At 45.3% G+C, this 16,104-nt stretch carries 15 protein-coding genes; 9 read left to right on the top strand and 6 right to left on the bottom strand.

Translation table 11 applies throughout. The features are described from left to right. Positions 1–159: 159 nt before the first annotated feature. From ACF8EG_RS04730 to ACF8EG_RS04720, 3 genes are read left to right on the top strand one after another with little or no spacing between them, the layout of a single operon-like run. Positions 160–1,497 (top strand): DASH family cryptochrome, encoded by a 1,338-nt coding sequence (locus ACF8EG_RS04730; protein ID WP_069504966.1) that lies wholly within the window; start codon positions 160–162, stop codon positions 1,495–1,497. Beyond that, entirely contained in the window at positions 1,498–3,042 is a 1,545-nt protein-coding gene (locus ACF8EG_RS04725; RefSeq protein WP_025527314.1) for a cryptochrome/photolyase family protein, read from the top strand. It begins immediately after the preceding gene. Then, a complete protein-coding gene (locus ACF8EG_RS04720; RefSeq protein WP_020834869.1) occupies positions 3,042–3,749 on the top strand; it encodes an SDR family oxidoreductase in 708 nt (235 codons plus the stop codon). The genes ACF8EG_RS04725 and ACF8EG_RS04720 overlap by 1 nt, the downstream gene beginning before the upstream one ends. A gap of 3 nt (positions 3,750–3,752) precedes the next feature. On the opposite strand, the gene ACF8EG_RS04715 is transcribed toward ACF8EG_RS04720, so the two are convergent. Together ACF8EG_RS04715 and msrB are read right to left on the bottom strand one after the other, a co-directional pair. Then, positions 3,753–3,902 carry a DUF2256 domain-containing protein gene (locus ACF8EG_RS04715; RefSeq protein WP_024103812.1) on the bottom strand — a complete coding sequence of 50 codons (150 nt, stop codon included), beginning with the start codon at positions 3,900–3,902 and terminating at the stop codon, positions 3,753–3,755. 32 nt (positions 3,903–3,934) lie between these two features. Beyond that, positions 3,935–5,077 carry a peptide-methionine (R)-S-oxide reductase MsrB gene (msrB, locus tag ACF8EG_RS04710; RefSeq protein WP_021450307.1) on the bottom strand — a complete coding sequence of 381 codons (1,143 nt, stop codon included), beginning with the start codon at positions 5,075–5,077 and terminating at the stop codon, positions 3,935–3,937. Between the two features lie 205 nt (positions 5,078–5,282). Between msrB and ACF8EG_RS04705 the strand changes: the two genes are divergently transcribed. The 5 genes from ACF8EG_RS04705 to ACF8EG_RS04685 all read left to right on the top strand — a co-directional run bounded on the left by ACF8EG_RS04705 (position 5,283) and on the right by ACF8EG_RS04685 (position 12,736). Further along, positions 5,283–5,681: an OsmC family protein gene (locus tag ACF8EG_RS04705; RefSeq protein ID WP_021484341.1), complete on the top strand. Its 399-nt coding sequence runs from the start codon at positions 5,283–5,285 to the stop codon at positions 5,679–5,681. A gap of 129 nt (positions 5,682–5,810) precedes the next feature. Then, the gene (locus tag ACF8EG_RS04700) at positions 5,811–6,365 is read left to right on the top strand and encodes a sugar O-acetyltransferase (RefSeq protein WP_005393677.1); all 555 of its coding nucleotides are present in this window, start codon (positions 5,811–5,813) and stop codon (positions 6,363–6,365) included. Between the two features lie 87 nt (positions 6,366–6,452). Next, complete coding sequence (locus ACF8EG_RS04695; protein WP_053808146.1) at positions 6,453–6,686, top strand: hypothetical protein; 234 nt, start codon at positions 6,453–6,455, stop codon at positions 6,684–6,686. Between the two features lie 1,030 nt (positions 6,687–7,716). Continuing rightward, positions 7,717–8,586 (top strand): hypothetical protein, encoded by an 870-nt coding sequence (locus ACF8EG_RS04690; RefSeq protein WP_062855223.1) that lies wholly within the window; start codon positions 7,717–7,719, stop codon positions 8,584–8,586. A gap of 31 nt (positions 8,587–8,617) precedes the next feature. Then, positions 8,618–12,736, top strand: a complete 4,119-nt coding sequence (locus ACF8EG_RS04685) for a M66 family metalloprotease (protein ID WP_052684004.1) — start codon at positions 8,618–8,620, stop codon at positions 12,734–12,736. 70 nt (positions 12,737–12,806) lie between these two features. On the opposite strand, the gene ACF8EG_RS04680 is transcribed toward ACF8EG_RS04685, so the two are convergent. The 4 genes from ACF8EG_RS04680 to ACF8EG_RS04665 all read right to left on the bottom strand — a co-directional run bounded on the left by ACF8EG_RS04680 (position 12,807) and on the right by ACF8EG_RS04665 (position 15,241). Then, entirely contained in the window at positions 12,807–12,989 is a 183-nt protein-coding gene (locus ACF8EG_RS04680) for a hypothetical protein (protein WP_005393690.1), read from the bottom strand. A 164-nt stretch (positions 12,990–13,153) separates the two neighbouring features. After that, a complete protein-coding gene (locus tag ACF8EG_RS04675) occupies positions 13,154–13,840 on the bottom strand; it encodes a YafY family protein (RefSeq protein ID WP_005497912.1) in 687 nt (228 codons plus the stop codon). Positions 13,841–13,887: 47 nt separating this feature from the next. After that, complete coding sequence (locus tag ACF8EG_RS04670) at positions 13,888–14,202, bottom strand: hypothetical protein (RefSeq protein ID WP_005497913.1); 315 nt, start codon at positions 14,200–14,202, stop codon at positions 13,888–13,890. A gap of 115 nt (positions 14,203–14,317) precedes the next feature. Continuing rightward, positions 14,318–15,241 (bottom strand): LysR family transcriptional regulator, encoded by a 924-nt coding sequence (locus ACF8EG_RS04665; RefSeq protein WP_005384329.1) that lies wholly within the window; start codon positions 15,239–15,241, stop codon positions 14,318–14,320. Positions 15,242–15,379: 138 nt separating this feature from the next. Between ACF8EG_RS04665 and yjjG the strand changes: the two genes are divergently transcribed. Beyond that, entirely contained in the window at positions 15,380–16,054 is a 675-nt protein-coding gene (gene yjjG, locus ACF8EG_RS04660) for a pyrimidine 5'-nucleotidase (RefSeq protein WP_025557375.1), read from the top strand. Positions 16,055–16,104 lie beyond the last annotated feature (50 nt).

Here is a 16,104-nt window from a genome sequence, read left to right as displayed (position 1 = left end):
AAAGTGAACGATTGAGGGTGGAAATACGATTTGGCTCCTATGTTCACGATTCATGCAAAGAGCATGGAAAGCGCTGTAGTTAGTAAGAATGGATGATCCGCTCGCGATGCCGAGCGTAAAACAAATCAGTACATTTAGCTCCTCGCCTAAGGACGTTTTTTGAAAAAGAAAATAGGGCTTTACTGGTTTACGTTTGACCTAAGACTTCACGATAACTCGCTATTGGTTGATGCCTCATCTTTTCTGGATGAATTGGTTTGCTTGTATTGTCGCCCTTCAGTAACTCCTTTTCTCCATCATTTTGCTCAGGAGGTAACTCTAGGACGAGCTAGGCAGAAATTTATCGATGCGTCTTTGTGCGAACTGAATGACGCACTCGGCCAATTAGGCCAGCGACTTTGGACGCTAGATTTACCCCCGTATCAAGCCCTCAAATATGCCATTCAATATTTGAGTGTCACTCATCTTTATGCAGACGCAATGGCTGGCTCGGATGAACAGAGCATATTGCACAAGCTGCAAGATGAATACCCACACCTTGTCATTGTTCAGCACTCTGTACGCAGTTTGTTCGACGAAAGCAAGCTGCCGTTTACGTTGCCTGATCTACCTGAGACTTTTACTCAGTTTAGAAAGTGCGTTGAAGGGATAGACATCGCCCACCCAGTAGATGCGCCGAGCCGCCTACCACCAATGCCAAAAGGCGCTCAACTGCCAACTTTATCCTCTTTTTACTTTGATGAGTCGGCGCTGTTTTCTGGCGGAGAATGGAGTGGTCTTGCGCATTGTCGGCGTTACTTTTCTTCTGGCTTGGCAAGCTCATATAAAGAGACGCGCAACGGACTCGACGGGATGGCGTATTCCACCAAATTTTCACCTTGGCTTGCGCTTGGTTGTGTGTCGCCAAGAATGATTTATGCCATGCTCAAACAGCATGAACAAACCCAAGGGGCGAATGATTCGACTTACTGGATTTACTTTGAATTGTTGTGGCGCGAATATTTTTATTGGTACGCAAGGTGTTATCAACAAAGGCTGTTTCGGTTTGGTGGTATTCGCAATCAACCGCCGTTAACCAGCTTTTATGCGCATCGTTTTCAGCAGTGGAAAAACGGCACCACACCGTATCTCATTGTCAACGCGTGTATGCACCAACTGAATCACACTGGTTATATGTCTAACCGTGGACGCCAGTTGGTTGCAAGTTGCCTTGTTCATGAACTGGGGTTGGACTGGCGGTATGGCGCAGCCTACTTTGAAACGCAGTTGATTGACTACGATGTCGGCTCTAATTGGGGAAACTGGCAATATTTAGCGGGAGTAGGGGCAGATCCGAGAGGCTCTCGTCAGTTTAATTTGGAGAAGCAGACACAAATGTACGACCAAAATCATGAGTTCATTGAACGATGGCAAGGGCGTGACAGCCGAGCGCAGCAAGACGTTGTCGATATGGTCGACTGGCCAATCACAACGCAGCAAGAAAATGGAGATAAATAAATGCGTTATGACACGGTGCGATTGATTCTCGGCGACCAACTCAACAGCGAGCATTCTTGGTTTCAGCAAGCGGATGATACCGTGCTTTACTTGATTGCTGAGCTCAAGCAAGAAAATACTTACGTTACGCATCACATTCAAAAGGTGTGCGCCTTCTTCTCCGCGATGGCTATTTTTGCTCAAGAGAAGCAAGAAGAAGGGCATCATGTTCTGCATCTAACGTTGGATGACACTGCCGCTTTTGACTATCTTGACCAAGTATTGCAGCACTACGTTCGTGAAGTAGGGGCAAGCAAATTTGAGTATCAACGGCCTGATGAATATCGACTGTTGGAACAACTGACCAAGTTGAAATTAGAAGGTGTTGTCAAACGTTGCGTCGATACCGAGCATTTTTTACTGCCTTTTGCAGAAATAGAACAGCAGTTCCCGCAAGGCAAACACGTTATGATGGAGCACTTTTACCGACGGATGCGCAAGCGCTTTGATATTTTGATGCAAGACGGTAAGCCAGTGGGTGAAAAGTGGAATTACGATGCCAACAACCGTAATAAACTGAAAGTGAAAGATATCGAGCAATTACCCAAACCGCTGATGTTTAGCCTGAATGTTGACGAGATTGTAGAGCGACTAACGCGACACAAGATCTCGACCATTGGTTCACTAAATGGTGATTTGTTATGGCCAGTGAATCGCGCTCAAAGCCTATCTTTGCTCGCGCATTTTTGTCAGGTTTGTCTCCCTCATTTTGGTCGGTTTCAAGATGCGATGACGGCGGAGCACGAATCCAAATGGAGTTTGTATCACAGTCGTTTGTCGTTCTCGATGAACAGCAAGTTACTGCACCCCAAAGAGGTAATCGATGCTGCACTTAGTGCATACCAATCTAACAAACACATCGATATTGCGCAGGTAGAAGGATTCATTCGTCAGATCTTAGGTTGGCGGGAATTCATTCGGGGTGTGTACTGGGCGAATATGCCGCAGTATCCGCAGAAAAATGAGCTCGAAGCATCACGTGATTTACCCGACTACTTTTGGACAGGAAAAACCAAGATGGCTTGTATGCGCAATGCAATAGGCCAGTCTCTCGATTATGCCTACGCCCATCATATTCAGCGTTTGATGGTGACGGGCAACTTTTGTTTGCTCACCGAGATGAATCCTGACCAAGTAGATGCTTGGTATCTCGGCATTTATGTCGATGCGATTGAGTGGGTAGAAATGCCCAATACACGCGGTATGGCATTGTTCGCCGATGGTGGCATTGTTGGCACCAAGCCTTATGCCGCAAGCGGGTCGTACATCAACAAAATGAGCGATTACTGTAAAGGTTGCCACTATGACAACAAGGCGCGCAGTGGTGAAGGCTCTTGTCCGTTTAATAGTCTTTATTGGCGATTTATGGACAAGCATGAAAAGCGACTCGCTACCAATCCACGCATCGGCATGATTTTCCGGTCTTGGGACAATATGGAAGCTTCGCAGCGTCAAGCGATTCTTGAGACGGCTGAACGCTATATCGCGGATTTGGAGCATTTGTGATGAACATTTTGATCGTCGGTGGAAACGGAGGGATTGGTTTGGCGATGGTCAAAGAAGCACTAGTGCGCTTTCCGCTGGCACAAATTCACGCGACCTATCGGCGCACAACACCTGATTATGAACATTCAGCCTTGATTTGGCACCAGGTCGATGTCACGGATGAAACGCAGGTCAAGAATTTGAGTCAAGCGGTTAACAGCATCGATTGGGTGATCAACTGTGTCGGTATGCTGCATACGCCAGACAAGGGGCCGGAGAAAAATCTCAGTATGGTGGAGCCTGACTTTTTTCTGCAAAACATCGCTGTTAACACTTTGCCAAGCATGTTACTTGCGAAGTATTTCTCGCCACTTTTAAAGCGCAGTGGTGCACCTAAATTTGCGGTTGTTTCGGCCAAAGTCGGCAGTATTAGCGATAATCGTCTTGGCGGTTGGTACAGTTATCGAGCCTCGAAAGCCGCGCTGAACATGTTTCTCAAAACCATGTCGATTGAATGGCAACGCACGCTTAAAAATGGCGTGGTCTTGGTATTGCATCCGGGCACGACCGATACCGCGTTGTCTGAACCGTTTCAAGCGAATGTCCCTGAGGGCAAGTTGTTTACGCCAGAGCGTGTTGCCAGTGATTTAATGGGGCAGATAGCAAAAGCCGCCCCGCAAGATAGCGGGGCGTTTTTGACGTACGATGGTGAGCGTTTGCCTTGGTAAGCGTTACGGGTTTTTCTCTGGTTTGCTGCGTCGGCAGCGTTCAGAGCAATAAATCACCGTCTCCCAATTTCGCGCCCATTTCTTGCGCCATGAAAAAGGTCGCTCACAGACGGGGCACAACTTCGTTGGTAAGTGCGATTTAAAGCCTTTCATCATGCTAATTCTCAAACGCTAACCAGTCTTTATTATTGTTCAAACAAGAACAAATAGTCGCCGTAACCCAATTGTGCCATTTTGCTTACTGGCACAAACTTCATCGCTGCCGAATTCATGCAGTAACGCAGCCCGGTTGGTTTTGGGCCGTCGGTAAATACGTGTCCTAGGTGAGAATCACCAAACTTACTGCGAACTTCTGTTCTAGGATAAATCAACTTGTAATCGGTTTTTTCGACGATGTAACCTGGGTTGATTGGCTTAGTGAAACTTGGCCACCCCGTACCCGATTTGTACTTGTCGGTAGAAGAAAACAACGGCTCACCAGTTACGATGTCGACGTAAATGCCGGCTTCTTTATTGTCCCAATATTCGTTATCAAACGGGCGCTCGGTACCTTCTTCTTGCGTTACGTAGTATTGCAACTCAGTCAACGTAGACTTGATCTTCGATTGAGACGGCTTGTTGTATGCTTTTACCTTCGACAGCAGTTTTTTCTCATCGATAAGCTGACGCAGTGTTTTCGGATGTTCTTTGCGATCGTCACCAAACACTTCATCCAAGTATTTGTCTCGACCGGATGCGTAACGATAGTACTTGTACTTCAGGCTGCTCTTTTTGTAGTAATCCTGATGGTACTCTTCCGCTGGATAGAATGTCTCAAACTTGATCAACTCAGTTTTAAGCGGTTTTGGATAAATCTTCGCATTGTCGATTTCCATCATAAATTGCTCTGCGATCTGCTTTTGCTCTGCGTTGTGGTAGAAAATAGCAGGTCGATACTGTGGACCTCGGTCGACAAACGATCCTTTATCGTCGGTTGGGTCAATGTGGCGGAAAAAGTAATCGAGTACTTGTTCGTAATTCACCACATTCGGGTCGTATTTCACTTCGATGGATTCAATGTGTCCGGTTTTTCCAGAAGATACTTGGCGATAGGTTGGGTTTTTCACGTGCCCGCCGGAGTAGCCAGACACCACATCCAAGACGCCAGGAAGCTGTTCTAAGTCCGATTCCGTACACCAAAAACAGCCGCCAGCCAGTGTGGCGATTTCTGCATTCTCTAAAGCCTTCATCTTATCCATCGTATCGGCGGTGCCTGTTTTACTCAAAAGTAGAAACAAGACAGGAAGTGCGAAAGAGAATCCGACCAATAACTTAGATATTTTCTTCATAGCTACCTCAACGTTGTTTTCCGTAGAAAGTGTGACTGAAATAAAAAGTGCTACGTAAATAGAAAGGCAACAGAGCGAAAAAATTACAGCGATTTTTAAAATTCCGTTGCCCTTTTTGATAAGAAAGATACAGTATCGGCACGAAATACACCGCTCAATCGGGCAAAAGTTACACCCAACGAGCGATGCCAAAATGAGGTAAACCATGCAAGCAGAAGTTAAATGGGTCGAAGATTTTAAATTCCTCGGTCAATCGCAGTCCGGTCACTCAATCGTGATGGATGGTAACGGTGGTGCAACGGCACCAAGCCCAATGGAAATGGTGCTAATGGCCGCTGGTGGTTGTAGCTCTGTGGATGTTGTGGATGGTTTAAAAAGCGCAGGCCAAAAGGTGGTATCTGTTAACGCTAAGCTAACCACTGAGCGTCGTGAAACCGCACCACGTATCTTTACGCAAGTGAATATCCACTTTGAAGTTTCAGGTGACGAGCTTGACCCAGAAGTCGTAGCAAAAGTGGCGGCTGACTCGCTAGAAAAATACTGCTCGGTTTGCTTAATGCTAGGTGAAGGTGTTGAGATGACCCACAGCTGGGAAATCGTGTAAGTCGACAGACTCCACAAAATATAAAAACAGGAAAGAGAAAAGTGCAGGCTTTTCTCTTTTTTTATTCCGCAATTCACGTACCGTGTGATTAATCTGAAAGTAGTAATTGCAGGTTTTAGGAGTCTCCCAGTGACAGAACTCGAAAAAATGATGTCTGGTCAAATCTTTGATGGCATGGACAAAGAAATTGACGCAATTAGAAGTCATGCTCTTCAAGCACTTAGAGCGCTCAATAACAATACCGACGAAAGTCAGCGCGACGAATTACAAAAACAGCTGTTTGGCAAAGCGGGTCTTTGCATTGTTCAAGCACCTTTCCATTGCGAGTTCGGTAAAACCATCGAAATCGGCGAAGAGACCTTTATCAACATGAACGTGGTCATGCTCGATGGCGCTAAAATTACCATCGGGAACCACGTGCTAATCGGTCCAAGCGTGCAATTGTATACGGCTTCTCATTCTGTTGATTACCGAAGTCGCCGACGTTGGGAGACGTTTTGTAAACCTATAACGATTGAAGATGATGTGTGGATTGGTGGTAACTCCGTCATTAACCAAGGTGTAACGATTGGTGCTCGCTCGGTGATTGCGGCGAACTCGGTCGTCAACCATGATGTGCCGCCAGATTGTCTATACGGAGGCACACCTGCTAAGTTGATTCGTCGTCTCAACGAAGAAGAGTAAGAATCGATAGTGATGGTATGATGACTCGCTTTACAGGCATAAGAGAATCATGCCATCAGAAAGGGATAATTCGCCAAGGAGTCTAAGGTGTCGAACAAGACAGAAGTCCTCATGTGCCCTAAATGTGGGGTAGAAACGCATCATGTAGTGGTGTTAGTCAGAAAGAAAAGTGGCTTTGAAGGCGATAAAAATCGCAACAAGAAAGAGTTCATTGCTGGCTTTCTCAAAAGCGTAGTATTCGGCGCCTTCCTTGCTTCTATGGATGAATTTGAACGTCACTTGATCTGCGAAAACTGTGGTCATAAAACCATTCAACAGTAATTGATAGTCTTTCTTTCTCTGCATAAGTACATAAGTGCGGTTTGAAGCACTGGTTATTCAAATCGCATTATCCTCTTTTAGTGCTTTTGCTCTTCTCATGTTCCTCTCTCAAAAGTGAGTCACATCAGTACGCATTTTAACCGCTTGGGTACAGGTAACTCACTGCTATGTATAATAAATTTCGGTGGGAAATACGTGTTTCAGCTCGATGTTTAATCTCTGTTCTATCGACACGTTTTGGGTCCGTAAACACTTAAATTTCGTTTGCTTTATGTTGCATGCAGTGCAATTGTGTGAATCCGGTCACGTTATTGTTTAATTCATAAAAAAATATTTAATGAATAGTAATTCACAAATATGCTGACCGTATGTGCTATTTAGTTTTGACTTATCTTTTGAGTATTCACTTAGTGAATGTTTTGTTGATTTTAGATTGACTGAAAGTTTGATTTTCTATTCAAACTTGTCAAGGGTTGAATAGATATATTAGAAAACATGAATTTGATCTTGTTTCTATCTTTTGTTTTAAATGCGAAATTCATTATTAACAACGGATGGTTTTGATGATTTCTCTTATGTGTATCCCACCAATTTTAGAAATTGAAAATTAAACTTTCTCAATACAATAACGACTAAAATTAAACGGAATGATGTTCTTATATTTTTTGTATTTTAACTTATACATTTTCACTCATTCATTTTAACTGTTTTTGTTGATTTTAAGTTGTTGATAATAATTGTCTTTTAACTTTTATTTTAATGGCGTTGCTTTGCTGCTTCTTTAATGTTGTGGTGAGTGGTTTTATTTATAAAAAGTCATTTTAAAGTACGTTTTTAAGCAAAGTAGAACGCGACAATACTCAGATAAATAGTATTAAAAAATCAAATAAGGATTTAACCATAAGAGTAATCTTATGGTTGATAGGTTTATTGGGGTTGATTATCTGAATTTTTATGGAATTTCATCCCAATAATCTGTTTGTCTTTAAGTTTATTCTAATGAACTTAATTCTCATGGAAGTTTCAAAACATGCAGCACACAACAAAGTGGATGATGACGCCGCTTGCAATGTTGTTGGGTACGCTGTTTTCAGCGCCATCATTCGCGTTGGAAACGAGTGTAATTGATAGCACCAGCACGCCTGAATCTACACAAAATGAAGGAGACACGTCCTGTATTGTTTGTAAGTTTAGTGGGGCCGTTTACCTATCTTACGATACAAACATTTACGATAAAGACGACTACCGTTCTGTCCGCAATTTCTCGTGGGGAGGCGATCTCGTTTATTCCTTTTCGAGCGACACAAAAGCCTATTTTTCTACGGGGGGCTATCGTGCCCTAGAAGATGAAGTCGGCACCTACGCGACAGATTCGGTGTTGGGCTTGCAATACACGAACCTATATCGCTTTGGAGATACAGGGAAAATCGGCGTTGCGGGTCAGCTCACCATTCCAACTTCAGAAACATCTCGTAAAGATGAACTGCACACCGCGGTTCGTTTAGATGTGCCGATCTCTTTTTCAGCTTGGAGCGTCGATTTTTCGGTTTCGCCAAGACTGAGAAAAAATTTCCACGAATACAAAACCATGGGGGGACGCTCGCTGACTGAGTGGACTTACTCATTGTTTGCTGTTGCGGAAAAGTCGTGGGAATCGTTCGCAGTGGGGATCACGGCGTTAGGTGGTAACAGCATCAGTTATCAAGGTACGCGCAGAAGCAGTTGGCAGTATGAAGGGGCGTTGTACGGCACATACGAGTTTGATGAAAGCTGGTCATTGCTACTCGCGGCGTCATCAACGGGTTTCTATCAAGATGCAGAGCGAGGCACCTTGGGCAACATCGATTTGTTGGACCAAGAGAAAGCGTCTTACATCGCGACAGTGACTTACTCCTTCTAGGAAAATAACAACAATTAAGGATATCCAAATAATGTTTAAAAAATTGACTCTGGTGTCAGCAATAACGGCCGCACTTGCAGGCTGTGGCGCAGATGATCAGGCGTATGACTATGTCGAAAGAGATGCAAAAGAAGTCGCAGTAAAAGATCTTAAAGACGGTCGTTGGTTTTACGTTCCGACGACTGGTGCCGCGCCACGCTTTGCTCTGAACCAATTCCCATTCTTGCAAGGTTCACCTCGTTACGTTGAGCTTTGTTTTACCAAAGAAGGTCTGGAAGTTCGCAGTTACGATAAAAACTACCCAGACGCGCATCTAAGCAAAGATGCTAATAACTACTGCGGTGAAGAGAAATTTGTCGCAGACGACGACGGCGTTAACTTCGCGCAAGTGCTGACGATTCCGGGTGACTTTGCGGCGTATCGCTGTCAAGAAGACGCGCATGGTGATTGCACCAACAAAGAAGAAACCAATGAAGACGCAAGCCTAAACTACAAGAAGAAAACCCACTTCACTCCTCGCCCTGAAGATCTCGAAATTGCAGAATTCAATATGGAAGATCTGTATGGCATTACCGAGGGCATTGATGAAATTGGCGCACCACGATTGATCTCGTGGGACTTTGACCCTAAAAACGGTCTTCTCAATTTCGAACTAGAGCGCACGTTCCGTATCGATTTAGATAATATTTCCGACTACATCAACTTTGCAACGAAAGCGAGCTTGGATGAAGCGCTTGTAGATGGCGCGTTTAAATCTCGTTTCTACTACTCGTTAGTGCACGAAAGTGAAGTGGCAACCGAAGGTTACCAACCGATCTTGTACCCAGTGGGTGATGAGAACGACATTGGTTTCTTCACCACGTCGACGAAAAAGCTTAATCCAGTCACGAATAAATACGACCGTGATGTGGTTTACCTCAATCGTTTCAACCCAGATCAAGGCTCTATTAAATATTACTTGAGCGACAATTTCTTTGAAGAGAAGAACAAGTTGTTCTTGGATGCAACACTGCAATCGATCGACAAGATGAACCAAGCGCTGCATGTATTTGGGGCGGATGCAGGCAAGCCTGAAATCGAGATTGTGAACAAAACCAAAGCGGCTGGCATACACCCAGGCGACCTGCGTTATAATGTGATTAACCTGATTGACGAGCCTTTAGCCAACGGTCTACTTGGTTACGGCCCATCGGTTTCTAACCCGATGACGGGGGAAATTATCAAAGGTCACGTGAACCAGTACGCAGGCGTTGCAAGAACGGGTGTACCTTTCTATTGGGATAACTTGGCGCGTTTCTATAATCGTAATCAACTGGACTTAGATGGCTTAGAACCATTGCCAACCAGCAGCGAATCTGTGAAAACAGAAGTTGCGGATAGAATTGAAGCGCTTTCTACAATGGCGGCGATGGCGAGCCTGAAATCGGATGAAAACATTCATGCGCCGCTCGTTTCAAAAGAAGACATCGTTTCTGGAAAAGCGGCGACGAAGAGCCCAACTCAGCTCATGAAAAACTTCAATGATGACATGGAGTTTGAAAAGGTGGTTGAAGCTGAAGAGAACCGTTTGTCTTTCTGGGCAGAGAACAACGTCTATCCAATCGAAGCGTCGTGGGTTTCCTCAACCAACAAGGCCATGTTGGACAACTTGAAGTTGGATGACGAGCGTTACTTTGAGATCAAACTTGATGACGCAGGTAACGAAGTATCGCGTCAGCTTAAGCGTTGGAAATACCTGCCAAAAGAGTTGCAAGTGAAAGCTGCTGATGCGATTACGGTTGCGACTTACAGCAATACGCTTGTTCACGAGCTTGGTCATAACATGGGTCTGCGCCATAACTTTAAAGGCTCAAATGACAAAGCGAACTACTACACGCTAGAGCAAGCGCATCAACTTGGTTTGAACAACATTCCTGCTTACAGTTCGACGATGGACTACGCACCAAGCATGTTGGATGAAACGCCAACTTGGGGTCTGTACGACATTGCGGCGTTTAAGTTTGGCTACGGTCGTAAAGTCGAGACGATTCAAGATTCTTCAGGTTCAGCTCCTGCACCTGTTGCGAAACCGGCAGACAGTGCGAGTGATGAAGACAAAGCAGCATACGCTCGTTACCTCGCTGATCAGCAAGCCTACCAACAAAGCTTTGCATACAAGTTTGGCAACAATCCAGACAACACATCGCTGATGGTTTGTTCTGAAGTGAAGGCACTAACGGGGAACGAGAAAGGCAAATCACTCTACAACTGTGACTTCAGCCGATTCGATACCGCTGCGTTGTCTGATGATCCAGAACTGAATGCGAAAACTCGTTATGGCGCACTTTACTACCTAGATAAAGTGAATGAAATTGAGCGTAAGTCTTACGATTTCTGTACCGATGGGAACGTTTCTCTAAACAGCGACTGTAACCGTTTTGACGAAGGTACAAACCTAGAAGAAATTGTTTCTTACGAGTGGCAGAACTATCTCGATAGCTATGATCGACGCAACTTGGAGCTATATGGGACGACGGGATTGTTCTCGTCCGATTATCCTGGTTACTTAGTGCGCCGTTACATGGAAATGAGCGCTATCCGTGACAAGATGGAAGATCTTGAGCGCATCGATAACCTGTACACCAATCTGGGTTACACTTCGTCAACGGATAAGCCGGGTGATTTCTTATTGCGCCTTGCTTCAAACCCTCAATACTGTAGCGAAGGCAAAGCCGATAACTCATGGTTCTGTGATTACGCGAATGGGGCGAAAAAATCCGCGGCGTTCTTCCTTGATATCTTGCGCACACCAGAGCATCAATGTGTGATAGAAAATGCGGCAGGCAACCAAAAAGTGATTTCTTTTGGTCAACTGTTAGACAACAACTCACACCAAATTCCGGCTGATTACGATCTTTCAACAGCCAGCTGTTTTGATGATTTGGCAGCACGCTTTATCGAAGATTCAGATGAGGGCTATATAGCTGTTGCGGAAACTGCGAATGGACGCTTCCTAAACTCAATTGGTAGCTTTGACCCTGATTATCCTTGGTCAAATGCGGTGTCTGTGTTGGGCAACTGGCCAGACAAAGCGTTGGCGAGCCACTTCTTAGCACGTCGATTCTCGAACCGTTTTACCGATGAGGTGAGCTTTGCATCGCTGCTTGATATCCCTGGGGTGCAAGCTGAATACGAAGACATCATGGGCAACATCGTGGCAAATGACGCGTTAAATACGCCAGTTAAATTGGTGGGTAAAGACGGTAAGGAATACACCAATCTAAAAGGTGTTACCGTGAACCTACACATCACTGAGCAAATGGAGTCCCTACCACCAATGCCTCGTGGTATTGCAAGATTTCTTGATATTGGTGCAGAAGGCCGCGGACGTGTTGGCGATGTCATCTTGAGAATGGGTGTGCGCCAAATGAAGTCTTACGACTACACAGTGAAGACTCGTGGTCAATCTCAGTTTGATACGTTTACGAAGCAACAAGACCGGTACGGTATCATCGCGGGTGACAAAGTTGAGTTTGTTATCGACGGCGAGAAGTTTGTGGCAACAAAAGCAAACAAGCTGGCTTACGACTACGCAAACCAACTGGTGACGTCCAAAGGTTACGATCTAAAAACGTACCTAGATAGCTATGAGCCTGCAACACTAAACAAGGTCGCAGAGAGCATCGATAGCGCTTGGGGGCCATTCCGAACAGCGATTGTCCCAGCGTTCCACGATCCTGTATTGCTGCTGGATGCGCCAATGGTCAACGCAATGAAGCGAACCATTGATGCGGATATCGCAGCAGGTGTGCTGTCGTTCAGCCAGTCTTTCATCAACTTTACGACAGCGAATGTGACTTCGGGTGATTTGGTCATCGATGCAACTTCGGGCACATTGAGCTACAAAGGTGGTAAAGCGCACGATGAGCTGAAAGCGTTCGAAGCTTACACTGATGCGATGCTTTTGATTTACAACGATCACGCCGAAGACATGATGTTCGCGGTCGACAATGTGTACTCAGGGTACATGGCGTCTTCAGATGCTGACAAAGAACTTTGGCTGAAAGATCTCAATATGATTCAAGCGTATTTGCGTGGTGATATCGGCGCTGTGGCTGGTGATTACTACAAGATGCTTGATCGCCTACCAACTGCTGTGAGTTTCCAGTAAATAACTCTTAATTCACTCATACAAAGGCCTGCAGCAATGCAGGCCTTTTTCGTCATAGGACTGATGGAATTTAGGAGTGAAAGATGATCTGTCCGTCTTCTGTCATCACAAGTGTCGCTTTGCTTTGTTCGATAAGTTGGGCAGCATAAGAAGGGGTAACGGCCTGCATATCACCTTTAGATCGAAGAGTTAAAGACTCCCACGCTTGATCTCGATATTTCCCTGCTTGGGTGTATTGAATCAGTACTTTCATAGCTTCACGCTCCGGTGTGGTTGACGTGCTACTTAAGTTAACGATCTTAGGTTGGTTGCGCATCCGTTAAAAATGCAACATTAGTTTAACCAAATGTGCCTTTCCAAATATCGCGCATTGAGCAGAGCAATTTGGAATCCTTGTGATGGAGGGATGAAAAATACTCAATCTTTCGATTCATACTGCGCAATATAATGTTTGAGAGATTTGGTTTCCGCACTCTGAAACTCTTCATCGTGCATACGCAGTGCTTGGATACGGTCGAGGCGGAACTGGCGATAGTCATCGCGCAATTCGCACCAGGCGACCAGCGTCCAGACTTTGCCCCAAAAGAACTGGCCTAACGGTTGGATTTTTCTCTCGGTCACCTGTCCGCTTTCATCTTGGTAATCCAAACTGACCTTAAACTGATGATCAATCGCGTGGCGCAGAAGCTGCCCTCGTTTGGCAGTCTCGGATTGGGTGTGATAATCGGGCACAATCAGCGGACAATCTTCCACTTGTTGTTTGAGCTTATCTGGCAATACCGAAAGTATTTTGGTGGACGCAGAGTGAGACGCTTCGGCGAGTTCGGCGTCCGACCAGGCTCGAACCATCCGCATACCCAGTTCAAGCGCCATCATCTCTTTTTCTGAGAACATCAAAGGCGGCAGATGAGAGCCAGCTTGCAATAGGTAGCCAACACCTGCTTCACCTTGAATAGGAACACCAGAACTAAGCAACGACTGAATATCGCGATAAATCGTACGTTCGCTGACTTCCATTCTTTCTGCGAGCTCTTTCGCTGTCACGGCGTAACGCTTTGCGCGCAGAAGCGTCAGTAGCTCAAACAGTCGTTCTGATTTGCTCATGATGTTCCTTATCTAGACCTACTGGTTGTTAGTGGTAGTGTGGCTGATTACTTCTCTAGCTCACTGCACATTTTTAAGTTGTGATGTTTAAGCTCGAAGCTTTCGCAGTCAATCATTGATAACAGAGGCTGAAATTCAACGGCTTGCTTAATCTGTTTTCCCGCCTGTTTTGCATCGTCCATTGAACGCCAGTAAATGATGTCTGTCCACACATCGTCCGTCGCTTCGTGACTGAGTGAGCGATACAAAAAGCCCGGCAGATTCTTCACAAACGTTTGTGACTGTTTGGCAGCAGCGATCACGTCTTGCTCTGTTGTGCCTGCGGTTAGACGAAATTGCACAGTTTCGATAACGGTTTCCATATTGTGATTCCTTATTGGTTTTGGCGGATTGCCTGTTGAGTTCCAAATAAGGTTACGCGGATGGAATGTCAGAACATGTCAGTAGTGAAATCTCACTCACTTATCATCAATATGGTTATTTTTCTGGGCTGTTGTAACGATCCCAGTAAGGTAAATCTGTGCCGAGTTTTTCGCTGATAAAATCGATAAAGGCTCTTACTTTCAACGGCATGTGCTTGCGCTCAGGAAAAACCGCATAAATGGCGTGTTCTGGTAGAGAATACTCTTCCATCACCGGTTTTAGATTTCCTGCAGCAAAGTCTCTTCCTGCAATAAACGTCGGCAGTTGAGCAATGCCCGAACCTCTTAACAGCAACTGGCGAATGGCTTCGCTGTTATTGACGATAAAGTTTCCTTTTGGAAGCACCTTGTATTCGCTGCCGTTGTTGATGAACATCCATTCGACGCCGCCACGGAAATAGGAGTAGCGCAGGCAGTTGTGACTGACTAAATCACTTGGTTTTTGTGGTGTTCCAAACTCCGCTAAGTAATCTGGCGAGGCACAAAGCACACTTTTACAAGGGGCGAGGCGTTTTGCGATTAGATTGGAAGAGGTGAGTTCACCAATACGTATCCCCAAATCAAAACCGTCTTTAACCAAATCGACCATTTTGTCTTCGAGGTTTAAATCCACTTCAATTTTCGGGTAACGAGCGAGAAACTCGCTGATCAAAGGCGCGATATGCAGTACACCGAAAGACATCGGCACGGTAATTTTGAGCCGACCTTGTGGAGAGCCTTGCAGTTCCGATACCGCGTCTACGCCTTGCTGGGCTAGGTTGAGCGCTTGAGAGGCGTACTCAAAATAGCGTTCTCCTGCTTCGGTCAGGCTCAGCTTACGCGTAGTTCGATTAAGGAGACGAATGCCCAAATCGTCTTCTAGTTGGTTGATGCGTTTGCTGATCGCCGATTTCGTCAGATTCAGCTGTTTGGCCGCAAGGGAAAAGCTGCCGCATTCGACAACAGCAACAAAAACGGGCAGGGAGGCAATCGCGTTCACATCAATCTCCTATTATCGTGAAGCATTTATTGTTGAGCACAAGGATACAATTAATTTCCAATTATAGAGATTATCTTCAAGAAGAAAACAATCTAGACTATGCACCAGTATTACGACCTTGATTTTGGGAAGAAGAAAATGAAGTACGATTGGATCCTGTTTGACGCTGACGAAACCTTATTCCACTTTGATGCTTTCAAAGGTTTGCAGCTTATGTTTTCTCGCAAAGGTGTAGATTTTACTGAACAAGATTTTGCTCATTACCAAACCGTAAACAAACCGCTTTGGGTGGATTACCAAGACGGCAAAGTAACGGCAGATGAGCTAAAACATAAGCGTTTTACCGAGTGGGCTGAGAAGCTGCATACCACAACAGCAGATCTCAATAGCGCATTTTTAGAAGCAATGGCCGATATTTGCAGCTTGTTGCCAGGTGCAAAAGAGCTGATGGAAGCGCTGCAAGGCAAAGCTAAAATGGGCATCATCACCAACGGTTTTACAGAGTTGCAAGCAATTCGCCTTGAGCGCACAGGGATGACTGAGTACTTCGATAAAGTGGTGATCTCTGAACAAGTGGGCGTAGCAAAACCGGACTTAGGTATTTTTGAATACGCGATGCAGCAAATGGGCAACCCATGCAAAACGCGCGTACTGATGGTGGGTGACAACCTGCATTCCGATATTCTGGGTGGTAATAATTTTGGTATTGAAACTTGCTGGTTAAATACCACAGGCGCAAGCGTCGATGAGCGTATCGCACCAAATTACACCGTTGAGTCTTTGAGTGAACTAAAGAACATTTTGGTGGCGTAACTGAATCGGGTATTATTCCGCAGTAACCCTCAGAAAAATCAAGGAATAAC

Origin of the sequence: Vibrio sp. YQ_11 (genome assembly GCF_043103065.1) — a bacterium.
In the GTDB taxonomy this organism is placed as follows: Bacteria; Pseudomonadota; Gammaproteobacteria; order Enterobacterales; family Vibrionaceae; genus Vibrio; species Vibrio parahaemolyticus.
Note: the sequence above shows the minus strand (reverse complement) of the source record. Positions and strands in the feature narration are given on the sequence as shown.